This is a genomic window from Nocardioides jensenii JCM 1364 = NBRC 14755 (assembly GCF_001552535.1).
Lineage (GTDB): Bacteria > Actinomycetota > Actinomycetes > Propionibacteriales > Nocardioidaceae > Nocardioides > Nocardioides jensenii.
The window spans coordinates 1-20077 of the sequence record NZ_BCRJ01000077.1; the positions used below are offsets into that span (position 1 = coordinate 1).

Consider the following 20077-nt stretch of genomic DNA (forward strand, 5'->3'; position numbering starts at 1 on the left):
GGCCGCCCAGCTGCCGCGCGGCGCCCGGCGCACCCGTGCCGTGCTGCGGATGCTCGGCGACCACTTCGCCAGCCCGGTCTTCACCGCCGCCCTCGAGCTGTGGGTGGCCGCCCGCACCGATCCCTCACTCCTCGAGGCCGTGGGTCCCCTGGAGCAGCGCGTGGGCCGCGAGACCCACCGGCTGACCGTCGAGCTGCTCGGCGTCGACGAGTCGGTTCCGGGCAACCGTGAGCTGATCCAGGCCACCCTCGACCTGGTCCGAGGCCTCGGCCTGGCCGACACCATCTCCGACGACACCCGCCGGCGCGGCCGGATCCTCGACCGCTGGGCCGACCAGCTCGACACCGCCCTCAAGGAGAAGTCATGACTGACGTGCTCGACGGGGTCCTGGCCGACCTCGCGGCAGAGACCGAGCAGCTCGACGCCCGGGTCGCCGGCCTGAGTGACGACCAGTGGCGTACGCCGACCCCGGCGCCGGCGTGGGACGTCGCCACCCAGGTGGCGCACCTGGCCTGGACCGACGAGGCCGCCGTCGCCGCAGCCCGAGCCGCCGGCGGCGACAAGGAGAGCTGGGACGCGCTCGTGCTCGAGGCGCTGGGCGACCCGGCGAACGTGGTCGACAACGGAGCTCTCGAGGGTGGCAGGGCTCCGGTCGACAAGCTCCTGGCCCGGTGGCGCGAAGGTCGGGTGGCCCTCGCCGACGCACTGCGCGCGGTGCCCGACGGTGTGAAGCTGCCGTGGTTCGGCCCGCCGATGTCGCCCACCTCGATGGCCACGGCCCGTTTCATGGAGACGTGGGCGCACTCGCACGACGTCCATGACGCCCTGGTCTCGATCGGTGTCCTGGCCGCACCACCCGAGCCGACCGACCGCATCGTCCACGTCGCCCACATCGGCGTGCGGACCCGCAACTTCTCCTTCGCCACCAACGACCTCACGCCGCCGCCCGAGGAGTTCCGGGTCGAGCTGATCTCGCCGTCCGGCGAGCAGTGGGCCTACGGGCCCGAGGACGCAGCACAGGGAGTCAGCGGGTCGGCGTACGACTTCTGCCTGCTGGTCACCCAACGGATCAACCGCGCCGACACCGACCTGGTCGCGACCGGACCGGACGCCGACACCTGGCTCGACATCGCGCAGTGCTTCGCCGGCCAGCCCGGCGAGGGAAGGAAGGCACGCGTGAGCGAAGCGAGAGACGGCTCCGATCTGAGCCCGAGCACCGACCGCGAGATCGCGGTCGACCTGCGAGCGAACAGGGAGCGCGCATGATCCGCGTCGGCAACTGCTCGGGGTTCTACGGCGACCGCTTCTCGGCGATGCGCGAGATGCTCGAAGGTGCCCGGGACGATGGGCGCAGTCTCGACTACCTCACCGGCGACTACCTGGCCGAGCTGACCATGCTGATCCTGGGCAAGGACACGATGAAGGACCCCTCGCTCGGCTACGCCCGCACGTTCGTGCGGCAGGTCGAGGAGTCCCTCGGCCTCGCCCTCGAGAGCGGCGTCAAGCTCGTGACCAACGCCGGCGGGCTCAACCCCACGGGGCTGGCCGGCAAGCTGCGCGAGATCGCCAGCGGCCTCGGCCTCTCGCCGAACATCGCCCACGTCGAGGGCGACGACCTCCGCGGTCACGGGGCGGTCATGGGTGAGAACGCGCTCACCGCCAACGCCTACCTCGGCGGGTTCGGGATCGCCCGGGCCCTCGAGCAGGGCGCGGACATTGTCGTCACCGGCCGGGTCACCGACGCCTCGGTCGTCGTCGGCCCGGCGATCGCGGCCTTCGGCTGGACGCCCGAGATGTACGACGAGCTCGCCGGCGCCGTCGTGGCCGGGCACATCATCGAATGTGGCACCCAGGCCACCGGGGGCAACTTCTCCGGGTTCCGCTCGTTGCCGCACGCCGGGTTGCCCCTGGGCTTCCCGATCGCAGAGATCTCCTCCGACGGCTCGTCGGTGATCACCAAGCACGACGGCACGGGCGGCGCGGTCACTGTCGACACCGTCACCGCGCAGGTGGTCTACGAGATCCAGTCGACCCGCTACCTCAACCCCGACGTGACGACGCTTCTCGACAGCATCGCCGTCGACCAGGCCGGCCCTGACCGGGTCTCGATCAGCGGCGTCCGCGGAGAGGCGCCGCCGTCGAAGCTCAAGGTCTGCGTCAACGAGCTCGGCGGGTTCCGCAACTCCGTGGAGTTCGTGCTGACCGGCCTCGAGGTCGAGGCCAAGGCCGACTGGGTGCACCAGCAGCTCACCGCGGCGCTGGCCGCGAACCCGCCCGCGGACGTGAACTGGTCACGCACCTCGCAGCCCCAGCCCGACGCCGAGACCGAGGAAGCGGCGTCCTGCCTCCTGCGCTGCACCGTCAAGGACCCCTCGCCCGACCCGGTCGGCAAGCCCTTCACCTCGGCCGCGGTCGAGCTCGCCCTGGCGTCCTACCCCGGCTTCACGATGACCGCTCCTCCCGGGAAGCCCACGCCCTACGGCATCTATCGCCCGGCCTACGTGGACCGCTCGGTCGTCTCGCACACCGTCGTGCACGCCGACGGGACGCGTGAGGTGATCGCGGATCCGGAGAAGACCCACGACGTCGAGGTCGAGGGTGGCCAACGGCCGTCGCCGTACCCGGCTCCCTCCGACGTCCTGACCCGGCGGATGCCGTTGGGGACGTTCGTCCATGCCCGCTCGGGGGACAAGGGGGGCGATGCGAATCTCGGACTCTGGATTGCGCACGACGGCTCGCCGAACTACGCCGATCGCGTGACCTGGTTGACGAAACTCATCACTCCCAAGCGCATTCGTGAGCTCGTCCCCGAGGCCGCGGAGCTCGAGATCGAGGTGTTCATGCTGCCCAACCTCGGCGGGGTCAACGTGCTGCTGCGCGGCCTGCTCGGCGATGGCGTCGCCTCGTCCACCCGCTTCGACCCGCAGGCCAAGGGCCTGGGCGAATGGGTGCGCTCGCGCATGGTGAGTGTCGAGGAGGCGCTGCTGTGAGTGATCTCGACAGGCTCGACCACCGATTCACGCCCGAGCGCCTGGCGCTCAAGGAGGCCGGCGCGGAGTTCACGCGTCGCGAGATCGCGCCCCACCTGCAGCAGTGGGAGGACGACGGCATCCTCCCGCGCGAGCTGCACAAGGCTGCGGCAGCGCAGGGATTGCTGGCCGTCGGGTATCCCGAGGAGGCCGGCGGTGAGGGGGGAGACCTGCTCGACGTCTGCGCCCTGCAGGAGGGGTTCATGGCCGAGGGCGCGTCCGGTGGTCTGATCGCCTCGCTCTTCACCCACGGCATCTCGCTCCCGCACATGATCGCCCACGGGTCGGCGTACCTCGTCGACACGTTCGTGCGGCCGACCCTGGCCGGCGAGCTGATCGGCAGCCTGGCCGTCACCGAGCCGGGCGGTGGCAGCGACGTCGCCGGCATCACCACCCGCGCTGAGCTGATTCGGGGCGATGACGGCGACAGCCACTACCTGATCAACGGGTCGAAGACCTTCATCACCTCCGGGGTGCGTGCCGACTTCGTGACCACCGCCGTACGCACAGGCGGACCGGGCCACGGCGGGGTCTCCTTGATCGTCGTGCCCACCGACTCGCCCGGGTTCAGTGTCACCCGCAAGCTCGACAAGATGGGCTGGCACGCCTCGGACACCGCCGAGCTGGCGTACGTCGACGTTCGCGTGCCGGTCAAGAACCTGGTCGGTGAGGTGGACAAGGGGTTCTACTACATCGCCGAGTGCTTCGTGAGCGAGCGGATCGCCCTCGCCCTGATGGGCTACGGCCACGCGTTCCGTGCGCTCGAGCTGGCCGCCGCCTACACGAAGGAGCGCGAGACCTTCGGCAAGCCGCTGGCCGCCAACCAGGTCGTGCGGGCCAAGCTGGTCGAGATGCGGCGCAGGGCCGAGGTGGCGCGGATCTACACGCTCGACGTGGCCGCCCGCCATGTTGCCGGAGAAGACGTGATCGCCGAGGCCTGCTTGGCGAAACAGACCGCAGTCGAGGCCGCGGTCGACGTCACCAATGACGCGGTGCAGCTCTTCGGCGGCACCGGCTACATGCACGGCAGCGAGGTCGAGCGGCACTACCGCGACGCCCGGCTCCTGCCCATCGGAGGAGGAGCAACCGAGGTGTTGACCGACCTGGCCGCCCGACTGTTGGGCTACGCGTCATGACCGCCGTCGCGGGCTCGCGGCGCGAGGCGATGCTGGAGAAGATCGCCGACCTGCATGCCGAGCAGACCAAGGCCGTGGAGGCAGGCGGCAAATACATCGCCCGCCACAAGGAGCGCGGCAAGCTCACCGCCCGCGAGCGCATCGACCTGCTGATCGACGAGGGCTCCGCCTTCCTCGAGCTCATGCCGCTGGCGGGTTGGGGCAGCGACTTCGCGGTCGGTGCCTCGCTGGTCACCGGCATCGGAGTCGTCGAGGGGGTCGAGTGCATGGTCGTGGCCAACGACCCGACGGTGAAGGGCGGCGCGCTGAACCCGTGGTCGGTGAAGAAGTCGTTCCGGGCCGCCGACATCGCCTCCCAGAACGGCCTGCCGACGATCAACCTGACCGAGTCCGGCGGCGCCGATCTGCCCACCCAGAAAGAGATCTTCATACCCGGAGGTCGCGGCTTCCGCGAGCTGACCCGGGCCTCGGCACGCAAGGTGCCCACCGTCTCCGTGGTCTTCGGGAACTCGACCGCCGGTGGCGCCTACGTGCCCGGCATGAGCGACTACGTGATCATGGTCAAGGAGCAGGCCAAGGTGTTCCTGGCCGGCCCGCCGCTGGTGAAGATGGCCACCGGTGAGGTGACCGACGACGAGTCCCTCGGCGGCGCCGAGATGCACTCGCGCATCTCCGGCTCCTCCGACTACCTGGCGCTCGACGAGCACGACGCCCTGCGCATCGCGCGGCGGGTGGTGGCGCGGCTGAACTGGCGCAAGGCGTCCTACGACGCAACGGCGTACGCCGAACCGGATCTGGACCCCGACGACCTGCTCGACCTGATCCCGACCGACCTCAAGGAGCCGTTCGACCCGCGTGAGGCGATCCTGCGGATCGTCGACGGGGTCTCGACGGGCTCGACCACCGGGCAGGACAACGCGGTCGCGTTCGACGAGTTCAAGCCGCTCTACGGCACGTCACTGTGTGTCGGATGGGCGCAGCTGCACGGCCACCCGATCGGCATTCTCGCCAACGCCCGGGGCGTCCTGATGAGCGAGGAGGCGCAGAAGGCCGCGCAGTTCATCCAGCTCGCCAACCAGAAGGACACCCCGCTGCTGTTCCTGCACAACACCACCGGCTACATGGTCGGCAAGGACTATGAGCAGGGCGGCATCATCAAGCACGGTGCTCAGATGATCAATGCGGTCTCGAACTCCAAGGTGCCGCACCTGACCGTGATCATGGGTGCGTCCTACGGTGCGGGCAACTACGGCATGAACGGTCGCGCCTACGACCCGCGGTTCCTGTTCACCTGGCCGAGCGCGAAGTCCGCGGTGATGGGGCCGCAGCAGCTGGCCGGCGTGATGGAGATCGTCGCGCGTGAGTCCGCGGAGAAGAAGGGCCAGGTCTTCGACGCCGACGGGTTCGTCGCGGTCAAGGAGATGGTCGAGGGCATGATCGAGGAGCAGTCGTTGCCCTACTTCCTCTCCGGGATGGTCTACGACGACGGGGTCATCGATCCGCGCGACACCCGCACGGTGCTCGGCATCTGCCTGTCCGTCATCGCCAACCAGCCCATCGAGGGCGAGATGAACTTCGGGGTGTTCCGCCTGTGACCTTTCGAGACGCCTCGTCCCTCGGCTCCGCAGGGACCATCCGCAGAATCCTCGTCGCCAACCGTGGCGAGATCGCCCGACGCGTCTTCGCCACCGCCCGCAGCCTCGGCATCGAGACAGTGGCCGTCCACTCCGATGCCGATGCCCATCTGCCGTTCGTGCGTGAGGCCGACGCCGCCGTCCTGCTCCCGGGCGACAGCCCCGCCGAGACCTACCTGCGCACCGACCTCGTTCTCGAGGCGGCGCGGCGTACCGGTGCGGACGCGATCCACCCCGGCTACGGCTTCCTCTCGGAGAACGCCGACTTCGCCCGACAGGTGATCGAGGCCGGGCTCACCTGGGTGGGCCCGGCGCCCGAGTCGATCGTCTCGATGGGCTCGAAGATCGAGTCCAAGAAGCTGATGGCTGCCGCCGGAGTCCCGGTTCTTCCCGACCACACGGTCGACACCGCGACCGAGGCCGACCTGCCCTTGCTGGTCAAGGCGTCCGCGGGTGGTGGCGGTCGTGGCATGCGGGTCGTGCGCACGCTGGCCGACCTGCCGGGTGAGATCGCAGCGGCCCGGGCCGAGGCGGAGTCCGCGTTCGGTGACGGCACCGTGTTCGTCGAGCCCTACCTGGCCCGCAGCCGTCACGTCGAGGTGCAGGTCGTGGGCGACCGGTTCGGAGAGGTCGCGGTCTTCGGTGAACGCGACTGCTCGCTGCAACGCCGGCACCAGAAGGTGGTCGAGGAGGCCCCGGCGCCCGACATCGACGCGACGGTGGTGGCCGCGATGCACGAGGCCGCGCGCAACGCGGCCCGCGCCATCGACTACCTGGGCGCCGGCACGGTCGAGTTCCTCTACGACCCCGACCGGGAGCGCTTCTTCTTCCTCGAGATGAACACCCGGCTCCAGGTGGAGCACCCGGTCACCGAGGCGGTCTTCGACGTCGACCTAGTCGAGCTGCAGTTCGCGGTCGCGGAAGGCAGGTCGAGTGCTGAGGTGGTCGCCGGAGCAACCACCTCGGCACTCAACCCACGCGGGCACGCGATCGAGGTGCGGTTGTACGCCGAGGACCCGGCCCACGACTGGCAGCCGCAGAGCGGAACCCTGACCAGCTTCGAGATCCCCGGCCTCGTCTCGTTCGAACGCTCCACGCGGGCCGGCGTACGTGTCGACTCGGGGTTCGAGACGGGCAGCGAGGTCTCCACCCACTACGACGCGATGCTGGCCAAGGTGATCGCCTGGGCGCCCACGCGGGGCGAGGCCGCGCGCATGCTGGCGGGGGCCTTGCGTCGGGCGCAGCTGCACGGCGTGGTGACCAATCGCGACATGCTCGTGGCGGCTCTGACCGACGAGGACTTCCTCTCCGGCGCGGTCGGCACGGACTTCTTCGACCGACGCGCGGCCGTTCTCGATGCGGGCACCGGTGAGCCCGACGCCACCACCCTGTTCGCCGCGGCCGTGCTGCGTGCCGAGCACCTCGCGGCGCGTCGACGCGTGCAGACCCGGATCCCGGTGGGGTGGTGCAACGTGGTCGCGCAGCCGCAGCGGACGACGTTCAGATTGCGAGGCCAGGAGCACGTCGTGGAGTGGACCGGTGGCCGCAACGGCTATGCCCCTGCCTCGTCCGACGAGCAGGTCGAGGTGCTCCAGGCCGCGCCCGGCCACGTCGTTCTTCGGGTTGACGGCATCTCGACGCGCTTCGACGGCGTCGTCACCGACGACCACGTGCACGTCGACAGCGCCCTGGGCTCGGTGAGCCTGCGCGTCGTCCCCCGATTCGTGGATCCCGCCGACCAGGTCGCCGAGGGATCGCTGCTGGCGCCGATGCCGGGCAGCGTGATCTCGGTCAGCGCCGCGGTCGGCGACGAGGTCACCGAGGGCCAGACCATCCTCGTGATGGAGGCCATGAAGATGCAGCACACCGTGGTGGCGCCGTACGCCGGCACGATCACCGAGCTCGCCGTACGAGCAGGCCAGCAGGTGGCCTCCGCAGACGTCCTGGCGGTCGTCGAACCAGCTGAAGGAGAACAGCCATGAGCAGCGCAACCCACGAGTTCACCGAGCCCGAGGAGCGCACCGCGCTGCGCGAGGCGGTCAAGAAGCTGGCCACCAGCTACGGCCACTCCTACGTGCAGGAGAAGACCAGCAAGGGCGAGAAGCTCACCGAGCTGTGGTCCGACATGGGCAAGCACGGCTACCTCGGGGTCAACATTCCCGAGCAGTACGGCGGCGGTGGTGGCGGCATGGCCGACCTCTCCGTGGTGCTCGAGGAGGCTGCGGCCGCGGGCGCTCCGCTGCTGATGATGGTGGTCAGCCCGGCGATCTGCGGCTCGATCATCACCCGCTGCGGCACCGAGGAGCAGAAGCAGCGCTGGCTCCCCTCGATCGCCGACGGCTCGATGATCATGGCGTTCGCGATCACCGAGCCCGACGCCGGGTCCAACAGCCACCAGATCACCACCACGGCCACGAAGGACGGCGGCGACTGGGTCCTCAACGGTCGCAAGGTCTTCATCTCCGGCGTCGACGAGGCCGACGCGATCCTGGTCGTCTCGCGCACCGCCGATGCGAAGACCGGCAAGCTCAAGCCCGCGCTGTTCGTCGTACCGACGGCTGCCGAAGGGCTCGAGTGGCAGCACATCCCGATGGACTTCCACGCACCCGAGAAGCAGTTCTCGCTGTTCATCGACGACGTCCGGCTGCCGGCCGACGCGCTGGTGGGTGACGAGGACGCCGGGCTGTGGCAGCTCTTCGCCGGGCTCAACCCCGAGCGCATCATGGGCGCCGCGTTCTCCAACGGGATGGCGCGCTATGCGCTTGACCGGGCCGTCGACTACGCCAAGACCCGCCAGGTCTGGAAGGACGTCATCGGCACCCACCAGGCGATCGCACACCCACTGGCCAAGGTGAAGATCGAGCTCGAGCAGTCGCGACTGCTGATGCAGAAGGCGGCCGCGCTGTGCGACGCCGGCGACGACATGGGCGCGGGCGAGTACGCCAACATGGCGAAGTACGCCGGCGGCGAGATCGCCTGCAGTGCGCTCGACACGGCCGTCCAGACCCACGGCGGCAACGGGTTGGCCTCCGAGTACGGCCTCGGCAACCTGCTCGTCGCGGCTCGGCTGGGTCGGATCGCGCCGGTGTCGAGAGAGATGATCCTGAACTTCGTGGCCATGCACTCGCTGGGCCTGCCGAAGTCCTACTGACCCGCCGCCCCCAAGCCCACCGATCCAGGAGATTCCCCTTGCAGCGCACCATCTTCGACGCCGACCACGATGCATTCCGCGACACCGTTCGAGCCTTCCTCGACAAGCACGTCGTCCCTCACCACGAGGAGTGGGAGAAGGCCGGCATCGTGCCGCGCGAGCTGTGGGAGGAGGCCGGGGCGCTCGGCCTGCTCGGCTTCATGATGCCCGAGGAGTACGGCGGGGGCGGGGTGCAGGACTTCCGCTACAACGCGATCCTCCAGGAGGAGCTGACCAAGATCGGCGCCAGTGGCGTGGGTTTCGCGTTGCACACCGACCTCGTCTCGGGCTACCTGCTCTCCTACGCCAACGACGAGCAGAAGGCGCGCTGGTTCCCGACGTTCTGCACCGGCGAGATGATCACCGCGATCGCGATGACCGAGCCCGGCGCCGGCTCCGACCTGCAGGGCATGACGACCACGGCGAAGCTGGTCACCAATGACGGCGACCCCTACTACCTCGTCAACGGGTCCAAGACGTTCATCTCCAACGGCATCAACGCCGACCTCGTGGTGGTGGCCTGCAAGACCGACACCGAGGCCGGCGCCCAGGGCATCTCGCTGGTCGTGCTCGAACGCGGCATGGAGGGCTTCGAGCGTGGTCGCAACCTCGACAAGATCGGTCTGAAGGCCCAGGACACCGCCGAGCTGTTCTTCGACAACGTCAAGGTCCCGGTCGCGAACCTGCTGGGCGACGAGGGCAAGGGCTTCATCTACCTGATGGAGAAGCTGCCGCAGGAGCGGCTCACCCTGTGCGTCGTCGCTGCCGCTGCCTGCCGCTCGGTGATCGACCAGACCGTCGCCTACGTGCAGGAGCGCAAGGCGTTCGGCAAGCCCATCTCGGCGTTCCAGAACACCCGCTTCACCCTGGCCGAGCTCGAGACCGAGGCGCGCATCGCGCAGGTGTGGGTCGACCGCTGCATCACCGAGCTCAACGCGGGCACGCTCTCCATCGACGACGCAGCGGCCGGCAAGTGGTGGACCACGGAGTTGCAGAAGAAGACGGTCGACGCCTGCCTCCAGCTGCACGGCGGCTACGGCTACATGAGCGAGTACCCGATCGCCAAGGCGTACCTCGACACCCGGATCCAGACCATCTACGGAGGAACCACCGAGATCATGAAGGAGATCGTCGGTCGCATGATGGGCCTCTGATCGTCCTCCGATGACTCGGCAAGTCCGATCGGCTGTCGGCGGCGCATGGCAGGCTTTGCGCCATGGCCAAGAAGGAGCGCCCGGACGTCCCGACGTGGATGCTCAACCGGCTGCGCGTGATCCTCGACCCGCTCCCGCGGATCCACGAGGAGGACGCCTGGGTCGGCGTGCGCTGGCGGGTCGGCGGCAACACGGTGGTCCACGTCTTCGGCGGCGAGGACCAGCTCTTCCGCATCGTCTTCCGGGGCGAGCCCGATGAGGTCGTGGCGTTCGAGCACCTCGGTGCGCCGTACTTCCGGGCCGGCTGGGGCCGTGACGTGATCGGCATGATCCTCGACGAGGACTCCGACTGGACCGAGGTGCGTGAGCTGCTGGTCGACTCCTACTGCCTGATGGCGCCCGACCACCTGGCCACCCAGGTCGAACGCCCCGGCTGACCTTCCTGTCTCCATGAGGCGTCGGCTGCCGTCATCTCAACGGCACGAATCGGTAGTAGCCGTGCCGGGACACCTGGAGGTCGTCGCCCTGCTTGACGACCAGCAGCATGACCCCGGCGACCGGGATGACCATCCTGCCGTCGTCAGCCAGCTGCGCGACGAGCTCGTCGGGAAGTGCGGGTGGCTCGGCGGAGACCAGGATCCGGTCGTACGGCGCCTGCCGGGGCAGACCGAGCACGCCGGGCTCGGCCAGCTCGATGGTGGCCCAGGGCATCTGGTGTGAGTCGAGATTCTCCTTGCCCCACTGGGCGATCCTCGGCACCAGCTCGACGCCCTTGACGGTGCCGTCGCGACCGGTCAGGTGCGCGAGCAGCGCCGTGGTCCACCCCGAGCCGGCACCCACGTCGAGCACCCGCTGTCCGGGGCGTACGTCGAGGAGCTCGAGCATCGCGCGAACCGTGTGGGGCTGGGAGTTCGTCTGACCATCACCGATCGGCAACGGGCCGTCGTACGCCGCTCGCCGCCGCTGTCGAGACGGCAGGAACCCGACCCGCGGCACTGCCTCGAACGCTCCCGCCACGGAGTCCATGGCACCGAGTCAACCACGGCCGGTCCCCAAGGGTCTGGAATCCACTCGTTCCTCGTCGGTTCCGGGACGCTCGGAACTTGGCGAACCAGTTTCTCCGGGGGCTGTGGACACGACACCGGTGCCTGGGGCCACTGCCACGCCCAGACCAGAACACGAAACCGGCCCCTGCTCCGAACTCACGACGGGTCACCCCGAACTCACGACGGGTCACCCCGAACTCACGACGGGTCGGCAACGGACGGCTGACGAGTCGGCGGCAGCGGGAAGAACATGGAGGTGCGAGCGGCGTAGTCGTCCCATCCGGGGCGGCCGGCCATGTGCCGCTCCAGCAACCTGGCGCCGGTGGCGAAGACGAGGAAGTATGTCATCGCGACGGGCGAGAGCACCGTGAGCACACCCGGCCACGCCGACGCCGCGACCACGAAGACGCCCCACCACACGCACGCGTCGCCGAAGTAGTTCGGGTGCCGGGTCCACGCCCACAGGCCACGGTCCATGATCGGCCCACGGTCGGGGTCGCGTTTGTACGCCGCCAGCTGGGCGTCACCGACCGTCTCGAAGGCGAGTCCGACGATCCACAGGAGCACACCGACCGCCACGACCCACGCGACACCGGAGTCGGTGACCGCCGAGACCTGCACGGGCAACGAGACGAACCACAGCGCCAGACCCTGGGTGGCGAACACCCGGCGGACCGCGACGGCGTACGACGATCCCTCGAGCATCTCGGCATAGCGCGGGTCCTCCGGCTTGCCCTGGTTGCGACGATGCATGTGCCAGGCCAGGCGAAGTCCCCAGAGACCGACCATGGCCAGCAACAGCCAGCGTCGTCCGGACGAGCCGTCGCCCACCAGGGCGGCGACCAGGGCGACCAGCACGAAGCCCAGACCCCACGACGTGTCGACCACGGAGACCTTGCCGATCCGGTGCCCGATCACGGCAGTGACCGCCATCAGCGCGGCAGCGGTGGCCAGCGAGGCGCCCGAGACCAGCAGGAACGAGCTCACCATGTGCGCACCGGAGGGATCGTGTGCGGACCGGGGCGGACCGCGAGGATCTGGTCGACGCCCATTCGGCCGTCGCGGAAGGCCATGCCTCCGCCGACGAGATAGAGCCGCCAGACTCGGGCGACCTCCTCGCCGACGAGGGCTGTGACCCTGTCGATGTTCGCCTCGAAGGCATCGATCCATGCCTGCACCGTGAGGACATAGTGCTCGCGCATGGCATGGACGTCGCGCACTTCCAGACCCCCGCTCTCGAGGAGCGCGACGGTGTCACCGACCGGACGCATGTGCATGTCGGGAGCGATGAACGACTCGATGAACGGGCCGCCTCCCGGATGCCTGCCCCGCCTGGACATCTGCTGGATCAGCACGCGACCGCCGGGCTTCACGGACCGCCGCAACACCTCGACGTAGGTCGGGTAGTTGCGCTGGCCCACGTGCTCACCCATCTCCACCGACGCGACCGCGTCGTAGGCGCCGGTGGCCTCGCGGTAGTCGCACAGTCGCACCTCGGCCAGGTCCCCGAGACCGAGGTCGTCGATGCGGGCGTCGATGAACCTCTTCTGCTCGGCCGCGATCGTCACACCGACCACCCTGATGCCGCGGCGGGCGGCGTGCAGGGTCAGCGACCCCCAGCCACACCCGACGTCGAGCAGCGTCATGCCGGGCTTCAGGCCGAGCTTGTCGAGGATCAGCGAGAGTTTGTCGCGCTGGGCGTCGGCCAGGGTGTAGTCGGCCTCGTCGGAGCACCAGTACGCCGAGGAGTAGGCCATCGACTCGTCGAGGATCAGCTCGTAGAAGTCGTTCGACAGGTCGTAGTGGTGGCTGATCGCCAACCGGTCACGCACCTTGCTGTGCAGCCGCCCGCGGACCCGCGCCTGCGAGGCCGGCGCCCGGGGCGGTAGTCGGACGTCGCGCAACACCTTCATGAGCCCGCCCGCGACGGCCGGGGTGAGTCCGAGACCGGAGAGGCCGCGGGAGTCCGCCACCGATCGCACGTGTGACAGGGCCGTGTCGAGGTCACCCTCGACGTCGAGCTCGCCGGCGACGTACGCCTGGGCGGCGCCGAGCTCACCGGGCCGCCAGAAGATGCGCGACAGCGCGTTCGGGGAGTGAATGACGACCCGTGGCGCGTCGGACGGTCCCGCCGTCGACCCGTCCCACGCCTCCAGCCGCACCGGCAGGTCACCGCGCAGGACGTGGCGCAGACCGGCTTCGAGCCGGTCGGCGACCGTGGTCGTCTCGCCAGCCTCGACCCGACGCATCAGCTGCTCCTCTCGAGCGTGATCTGTTGTACGTCGAGGTAGCCGGAGGCGAACCCGGCACGCGAGTACTCCAGGTAGAAGTGCCACATCCGCTCGAAGACCTCGTCGAACCCGAGGTGTCGTACGGCGGGGCTTGCGGCGCGGAAGGTCTCCTCCCACAGGCGCAGGGTCTCGGCATAGTGCAGCCCGAACGACAGGCGCTCGGTGACGCGCAGCGAGGTGTGCCCGGTGGTGACCTGCTCGATAGCCTCGGTGGAGGGCAGGAACCCGCCGGGGAAGACGTACTTGTTGATCCACGTGAAACCACCGCGAGTGGCCAGCATCCGGTCGTGCGGCATGGTGATCGCCTGGATCGCGACCCGGCCACCCGGCGCGAGCAGCGAGTCGATCTTCGCGAAGTACGTCGGCCAGAACTCGTGGCCGACGGCCTCGATCATCTCGACCGAGCAGACCGCGTCGTAGGTGCCGGTGACGTGCCGGTAGTCGAGCAGGTCGACCTCGACCCGGCCACCGAGCCCGGCCGCGGCGATGCGCTCACGCGCCAGCGTCTGCTGCTCGCTCGACAGGGTCACCGAGCGGACGGTGGCACCTCGCCGGGCGGCACGGATCGCCAGCTCACCCCATCCGGTGCCGATCTCGAGCACCCGTGAGCCCTCGCGGACGCCGGCCTCGTCGAGGAGCCGCTCGATCTTGGCGACCTGGGCTCCCTCGAAATCGGTGCGTTCGACGATGCCCGGTGACCCGGCGACCAGGTGGTTGCCGACCCGCTCGACCCCGGCGTCGAACAGCGCCGACGAATAGCTCATCGTCTGGTCGAGGAAGGTGGCGAACAGGTCGTTGGACAGGTCGTAGTGGTGGCTGATGTTGTCGCGCGTCTGGTCCTCACTGTTGCGGTGGGCGCTGGGCATCCGCGCCATCCAGACCGAGCGGAGCCGCTGCATCCAGTCCGGCACGATGGTGGCGATCTCCGTGGCCATCGTGGTGAGCAGCCGGTCGAGGTCGGGGGAGTCCCAGGCGCCGGTCATGTAGGCCTCACCGAAGCCGATCAGGCCGTCGCTGCCGACCTTGCGGAAGAACTCGTCGGGCCGGTGCAGCACGATCGTCGGCGCCGACGTGTCGACGGCGCGCACGCTCGGCGTCTGGACGGTGATGCCGAGCCGCTGCGTGGCGTGCGCGAAGATGCGTCGGGCCACGGCTGCCGAGACGGCGGCCTTCGGCCCGGACGGGACGGCGTACAGGCCCGGCCAGCGCTCGGTCTGGCCGGTCTCCTGCCGGGTGTCTGTGATGGTCACTGGACCCCCTCCTGTCGTGGGTGCGTGGGCCTGCGCTGGACGGGGAGTCGTCGCAGCCAGAGGCCGATGCCCTGTGTTCGGATCAACAGCGACGTCCGGATTGGTGCCAGTGCCGCGCGCCAAGGTCGCCGCCCGGCGGGCAGTGCGCGGGCGGTCACCGACGCGGTGAACGCCGGCTCGCCGTCGCGCCGCAACGTCACCGAGACCGCGATGCGGTCACCGGGTGGGGTCACCGACACCTCGTAGTGACCCGACGTGTCGTTGAACGGGGAGACGTACATCGCCTTGTCGACCACGGCATGCCCGTGCGCGTCGGGTCGTACGACGTACGCGTGCCGGTCGCCATACGTGTTGTGCACCTCGAGCACGACACAGGCCTGTGCGCCGCTCGCGTCGTGGCACCAGTAGACGCTGATCGGGTTGAAGCAGTGGCCCAGCGCTCGCGGGTTGGCGAGCATCAGGATCCGGCCCCCGTCGAGGTCGATTCCCTGTGTGGCAAGGAAATCGTCCACGTTCTGTCGCAGTGAGCGACGGGGCGAGCCGAGGTGGTCGCGGGACTCGAAGGACGCGGACCACCGGGTAGGCGGGAGGTCGTCGAGGTCGACCAGCCAGGCATGGGAGGCGTTGTCGAACGCGTGCTCCACGGGACCGCGCCGGACATGGCGGATCGAGGTCTCGTAGACCCGTCCGGCGGGCACGGCGGCCGCCGGAACGGGAGTGGCGGACCACTCGAAGCCCAGTCGCTCGGCGGCACGGGCACCCGAGGCAGCGCCGTCCTCGTGGAATCCCCAGCCGTGGTAGGCGCCGGCGAAGGCAAGACGGTCGGTGTCGAGCTCGGGCAACCGGCGTTGCGCGGCGACCGACGACGGTGTGTAGAGCGGGTGCTCGTACTCCATCGTCTCGATCACCGTGGCCGGGTCGACCAGGTCGGCTCCGCCGAGCGTGACGAGGTAGGGCCGGTCGGTGGCGAGCCGTTGGAGCCGGGTCAGGTCGTAGGTCACCGTGACCTCGCCGGTCCTCGCCCCGGGGCGGAGAAAGTTCCACGACGCCCACGCGCCGCGTGATGCGGGCAGGAGCGACACGTCGGTGTGCAGCCGTGCGATGTTGCGCGAGTAGGGAAGGGCGCCGAGCACCTCGTGCTGCTCGGTCGTCGGATCGGCCAGCATGGCCAGCGCCTGGGCGGGATGCGTGGCGATGACGGCTGCGTCGAACCGGGTCACGTCGCCGTTCCCGTCGGTGACGTCGATGCCGTCGGCCGTCTCGAGGACGGAGGTGACCTTCGTGCCGAGGCGTACGTCGGGCAGCCGGGCGGCCACCTTGGCGACGTACTCCCGCGAGCCCCCTGAGACGGTGCGCCACTGCGGCGAGCCGAAGACAGCGAGCATGCCGTGGTGCTGGAGGAACGCGAAGAGGTAGCGGGCCGGGTAGTCGAGTGACGTCTCCGGATCGCAGGACCACACGGCGGCCACCAGCGGCTCCATGAAGTGGCGGGTGAAGTAGGCCGAGAAGCCGCCCTCGTGGAGGAACTCCCGAAGCGTCTGGTCCTCGCTGGTCGAGCCACGGGCACCCGTCAGTGCCTGGTCGGGACCGTCCGCCGGGTCGAGCACTCGCCGTGCCCGGCGGTGGAAGCGCGGGATCTCCACCAGCATCCGCAGGTACGCCGGACGGCCCAGGTTCGCCGACGTCGGGAACAGGCCGCGCGCACCCAGTGCGCCGGCATACTCCAGCCCGGTCGCGACGTCGCGGACCGACATGGACATGTCGGACGCCTGCGTCTCGACGCCCAGCTCCGCGAAGAGGCGCAGGAGCGTGGGGTAGGTGCGCTCGTTGTGCACGATGAAGCCGGTGTCGATCGCCAGGCCGTCCACGAGGTGGGTGTCGGCATGGCCGCCGAGCCGGTCGTCGGCCTCGAACAGCGTGACGTGCGCCGTGCGGGAAATGGCGTAGCCGGCGGTGAGACCGGCGACACCACTTCCCACAACGGCGACCCTCCGGGTCACACTCCCTCGTGGAAGTCGAAGAGCGCGATCGGGTCGGAGGTCGGTGCCTCGGACCCGCCGGCGGGCTCGACCGTGATGCCGGCGGCGGTCGCCGTACCTGCGTCACCGTCGAGCAGGACCTCCTGGTCCGCGCCCCGCGGCATCAGACCGGCGGGTTCCATGGCCCCCTTCGCGGACTGCAGCCACAGCTGGTAGACCTTGCCGGTCGGCGCGGCCGGCATGTCGTGCGTGACGAGGACGGCCTTGCCGAGCGCCGCCGACCTGACCAGCTTGGCCTGGGCGCCGTCGGGGAAGTCGACCGCGACGGCCTTGGCATCATCGGCGCGCAACACCTGCTGGGTGGCGGTCAGCTGCTGCTCGCTCGACCCGTCGTCCCGCTGCTGCCAGACGACGACGCTTCCGCCGCCGAGGACCGCGAGTGTGGCCGCGGTCGCCAGGAGGGCCGGAAATCGACGCCGCCGGGCACGGTGCACCGGCTCCTCGACGTCGTCGGCCGGAGCAGCCTGGATGGTCTCGGGCAGGGGCGGCAGGGGCCGGACCGTGGCGATCTCGGCCATCAGCCTGTCGCGCAGGGCAGGCGGCGGGGCCACCTCGGTCGTGGAGGCCAACGCGGTGGACGCCTCACGGAAGCTGGCGACCTCCTCGCGGCAGTCGGCGCAGGTGGCCAGGTGCTCCTCGAAGCGGCGACGCTCGAGGTCGTCGAGTGCGTCGACGGCGTAGGCGCCCACGAGTGCGTGGATGTCGCTCATCACTGGTTCACCCCCATCGCGTCGCGGAGACGGATGAGACCGTCTCGGATCCGAGTCTTGGCCGTGCCGACCGGAAGGTCCAGCATCGAAGCCACCTCCGTATGTGTGTAGCCGCCGAAGTAGGCGAGCTCGAGTGCCTCGCGCTGGACCTCGGTGAGGGACTGCATCGCGTGGCGCACGCGGGCCGCCTCGAGGGCGGTCGTGGCAGCCTCCGCGGTCGCGTCGTGCGGAATCGAGTCCGACTGGTCGTGGTAGCTGGTGTCCCGCCGGTGCGAGGCCTCTGCCGAGCGGACCCGGTCGACCGCGCGTCGGTGGGCGATGGTCATCAGCCAGGAGAGCGCGCTGCCCCGGGCGGGGTCGAAGCGGGAGGACGTGCGCCACACCTCGAGGTAGGCCTCCTGGGTGACCTCCTCGGCCTGGGCCGGGTCGCGTACGACGCGCAGCACGAGGCCGTGGACGCGAGCCGCCGTCGCGTCGTACAACGCGGTGAAGGCGGACTCGTCACCCCGGGCCGCCCTGCGGAACAGGTCGGCCAGGCCGGGCGCACCCGCCCCCTCCGGCGACGAACCGCCGGAGGGAACGGGTGCAATGCCTGTCACGGGTTTCATTGTGTCGTGTCCTGGTCTTCCAGGGATCAGGACGCCGGCATCAAGACGGAGTCGACCACGTAGACCGTGGCGTTGGCGGTGGGGATGTTGCCGCACAGGACGGCGGCGTTCTCCTTGCCCACGGTGAACTCCTCGCCCGAGCCCTTGACGACGATGGTGTCGCCGGCGAGCGTCTTGTGCTTCCCGGCGATCTCGTCCGGGCCCAGCTGGCCGGCCACCACGTGGTGGGTCAGGATCGTGGTGAGCGTCTTCTTGTCCGCGAGAACGCTGTCGAGCGTGGCCTTGTCGATCTTGCCGAACGCGTCGTTCGTCGGGGCGAAGACGGTGAGCGCCTCGGCCGAGTTGAGGGTGTCGACCAGGCCGGCCTTGCCGACCGCGGTCACCAAGGTCTCGAGGAGCGGGTTGGCGCTGGCCGCGGTGGCGACCGGCTCCGTTGCCATGCCGTTGAACGACCCGGCGCCGGAGGTGGGGATCGCGGAGCAGCCAGGACCGAAGGCCTCGGCGCCGGCGTCGTCGGCCATCGGCTCCTCGGAGGTCGAGCCGGTGTCGGTCTGGCTCGACGCGTCATCGGAGGCCTTGGCGTCGCTGTTGCCGCCGTCGTCGTCCGAACCGCAGGCGGCGAGGGACACCGAGAGGGCGAGGGCCGCGGCAGCGACACCGGTCTGGCGGATGATGGAGCGCTTCATGGGAGTGCCTTTCTGGGTTCTGGTGCTGTCAGGTGGTGATTCGCTGCCGCCGACCGATCGGATTGGTCGGGACGTGGACTTTCTTTCGGGCGGCCGGCCAACGGTCGGCTCGTCACTCGACGTTGACCACGATTTCCTGGATCCCGCTCGAGCCCTCGGGGAACGGTGTCGCCCGGGCAGCCGTCTGGACCTCGCCCTCGAGGGAGGTGGCCCGGACCGCGAGCATGTGCTGGCCGGGAGTGGTCTCCCAGGGCAGGTACCACTGGCGCCAGTAGTCGACTCCGGCGTCCGGCCCGAGCTTGGCCTCCTGCCAGGCGCTGCCGTCGATGCGCACCTCGACCCTCTTGATGCCGACGTGCTGGGCCCAGGCCACTCCGCCGATGACGTTCTGGCCGTCCTTGATGGTGGACAGCGGCTTGGGGGTGTCGATCCGCGAGGAGATCTTGATCGGTGCGTCGGTGGCCCAGTCACGGTCCGTCCAGTACGCCGTGTCGTCGGCGTACGTCGTGAGCGTGAGGCGGGTCAGCCACTTGGTGGCGCCGACGAAGCCGTAGAGGCCGGGTGTGATCAGGCGCGCCGGGAAGCCGTGCTCGGCCGGCAACGGCTCGCCGTTCATGCCGATCGCGACCATCGCGTCGCGGCCGTCGCGGGCCACCTCGAGCGGCGTGCTGATCGTGAAGCCGTCGACCGCGGTGCTCAGGATCTGGTCGGCCCTGCTTCCGACGCCGGCGCGGTCGAGCAGGTCGGTGAGGGGTACGCCGAGCCAGCGTGCGGCGCCGATGTAGCGACCGCCGACCTCGTTGGAGACACAGGTCATCGTGATGTCGCGCTCGATCAGCGGCATCGAGGCGAGCTCGTCGAAGGTGAGGCTGAAGGAGTCGTCGACGTCCCCGTCGATCGTCAGCCTCCAGTCGTCGACCGGCACCACGGGCAGGGTCAGGTTGATGTCGACCCGGTAGAAGCGGTCCGTGGAGGTCTGGAAGTTGGAGATGCCGGAGTAGACCTTCTCCAGTCCCGCCGGCAGCGGTGCGATCGGCCTGGCCGCGGGCGGCAGGGTCACGTTTCCGATGCGGGTGCGGTAGGCGATGATCTGCTCGCCGGCCCACCCCATCGTGGCGGAGGCCGCCGCGACCAGGCCCGAGGTGATCAGCAGCGTGCGTCGGCTGGTGCGCGGCCTCTCCGCCGGGCGGAGGTCCGACATCACGTCGAACCGCCCGATCTCTTCGCCGTCGGGCAGCGTGGGCCGGGGCTCCGGTGACGTGACTGGTTCGCGGCGGCGAGCCAGCAGCCTGATCAGCAGCACG

17 protein-coding genes and 1 pseudogene are annotated in these 20077 nt (G+C 69.7%); 9 read left to right on the forward strand and 9 right to left on the reverse strand.

What is annotated here, in order from left to right; all coding sequences use genetic code 11:
* The 9 genes and pseudogenes from NJ4_RS26015 to NJ4_RS17230 form a co-directional block, all read left to right on the forward strand.
* A pseudogene (locus NJ4_RS26015) lies at window positions 1–367 on the forward strand (TetR/AcrR family transcriptional regulator); the annotation flags it as partial.
* On the forward strand, window positions 364–1266 hold the full coding sequence (locus NJ4_RS17195) for a TIGR03084 family metal-binding protein (RefSeq protein WP_082748818.1): 903 nt from the start codon (window positions 364–366) through the stop codon (window positions 1264–1266). The pseudogene NJ4_RS26015 and the gene NJ4_RS17195, both read left to right, overlap by 4 nt.
* A complete protein-coding gene (locus tag NJ4_RS17200; protein ID WP_067437877.1) occupies window positions 1263–2990 on the forward strand; it encodes an acyclic terpene utilization AtuA family protein in 1728 nt (575 codons plus the stop codon). The genes NJ4_RS17195 and NJ4_RS17200 overlap by 4 nt, the downstream gene beginning before the upstream one ends.
* Window positions 2987–4165, forward strand: a complete 1179-nt coding sequence (locus NJ4_RS17205) for an acyl-CoA dehydrogenase family protein (RefSeq protein ID WP_067437879.1) — start codon at window positions 2987–2989, stop codon at window positions 4163–4165. The genes NJ4_RS17200 and NJ4_RS17205 overlap by 4 nt, the downstream gene beginning before the upstream one ends.
* Complete coding sequence (locus NJ4_RS17210; RefSeq protein ID WP_067437881.1) at window positions 4162–5760, forward strand: acyl-CoA carboxylase subunit beta; 1599 nt, start codon at window positions 4162–4164, stop codon at window positions 5758–5760. Before NJ4_RS17205 ends, NJ4_RS17210 begins: the two co-directional genes overlap by 4 nt.
* The gene (locus NJ4_RS17215) at window positions 5757–7781 is read left to right on the forward strand and encodes an ATP-binding protein (protein WP_245644605.1); all 2025 of its coding nucleotides are present in this window, start codon (window positions 5757–5759) and stop codon (window positions 7779–7781) included. Before NJ4_RS17210 ends, NJ4_RS17215 begins: the two co-directional genes overlap by 4 nt.
* Entirely contained in the window at window positions 7778–8950 is a 1173-nt protein-coding gene (locus tag NJ4_RS17220; RefSeq protein WP_067437883.1) for an acyl-CoA dehydrogenase family protein, read from the forward strand. The genes NJ4_RS17215 and NJ4_RS17220 overlap by 4 nt, the downstream gene beginning before the upstream one ends.
* Window positions 8951–8988: 38 nt before the next feature.
* The gene (locus tag NJ4_RS17225; protein WP_067437885.1) at window positions 8989–10143 is read left to right on the forward strand and encodes an acyl-CoA dehydrogenase family protein; all 1155 of its coding nucleotides are present in this window, start codon (window positions 8989–8991) and stop codon (window positions 10141–10143) included.
* A 62-nt stretch (window positions 10144–10205) separates the two neighbouring features.
* On the forward strand, window positions 10206–10580 hold the full coding sequence (locus NJ4_RS17230; protein WP_067437887.1) for an MmcQ/YjbR family DNA-binding protein: 375 nt from the start codon (window positions 10206–10208) through the stop codon (window positions 10578–10580).
* A 31-nt stretch (window positions 10581–10611) separates the two neighbouring features.
* Here the strand turns inward: NJ4_RS17230 and NJ4_RS17235 are convergent, their stop codons facing one another.
* From NJ4_RS17235 to NJ4_RS17275, 9 genes are all read right to left on the reverse strand, one after another.
* Window positions 10612–11169: a protein-L-isoaspartate O-methyltransferase family protein gene (locus tag NJ4_RS17235; protein WP_067437889.1), complete on the reverse strand. Its 558-nt coding sequence runs from the start codon at window positions 11167–11169 to the stop codon at window positions 10612–10614.
* A 218-nt stretch (window positions 11170–11387) separates the two neighbouring features.
* Complete coding sequence (locus tag NJ4_RS17240) at window positions 11388–12179, reverse strand: DUF1295 domain-containing protein (protein ID WP_067437891.1); 792 nt, start codon at window positions 12177–12179, stop codon at window positions 11388–11390.
* Window positions 12173–13438, reverse strand: coding sequence for an SAM-dependent methyltransferase (locus NJ4_RS17245; protein ID WP_067437893.1), 1266 nt, complete (start codon window positions 13436–13438; stop codon window positions 12173–12175). Before NJ4_RS17245 ends, NJ4_RS17240 begins: the two co-directional genes overlap by 7 nt.
* Window positions 13438–14730: a class I SAM-dependent methyltransferase gene (locus NJ4_RS17250; RefSeq protein ID WP_067437895.1), complete on the reverse strand. Its 1293-nt coding sequence runs from the start codon at window positions 14728–14730 to the stop codon at window positions 13438–13440. The genes NJ4_RS17245 and NJ4_RS17250 overlap by 1 nt, the downstream gene beginning before the upstream one ends.
* A complete protein-coding gene (locus tag NJ4_RS17255) occupies window positions 14727–16709 on the reverse strand; it encodes an FAD-dependent oxidoreductase (protein WP_245644606.1) in 1983 nt (660 codons plus the stop codon). Before NJ4_RS17255 ends, NJ4_RS17250 begins: the two co-directional genes overlap by 4 nt.
* Window positions 16710–16726: 17 nt before the next feature.
* On the reverse strand, window positions 16727–17479 hold the full coding sequence (locus tag NJ4_RS17260) for an anti-sigma factor (RefSeq protein ID WP_067437898.1): 753 nt from the start codon (window positions 17477–17479) through the stop codon (window positions 16727–16729).
* Window positions 17479–18078: an ECF RNA polymerase sigma factor SigK gene (sigK, locus tag NJ4_RS17265; RefSeq protein WP_245644607.1), complete on the reverse strand. Its 600-nt coding sequence runs from the start codon at window positions 18076–18078 to the stop codon at window positions 17479–17481. Before sigK ends, NJ4_RS17260 begins: the two co-directional genes overlap by 1 nt.
* 35 nt (window positions 18079–18113) lie before the next feature.
* On the reverse strand, window positions 18114–18773 hold the full coding sequence (locus tag NJ4_RS17270) for a fasciclin domain-containing protein (protein ID WP_067437902.1): 660 nt from the start codon (window positions 18771–18773) through the stop codon (window positions 18114–18116).
* 112 nt (window positions 18774–18885) lie between these two features.
* The coding region (locus NJ4_RS17275; RefSeq protein ID WP_157551196.1) for a molybdopterin-dependent oxidoreductase at window positions 18886–20077 on the reverse strand (1192 nt) is incomplete at its 5' end.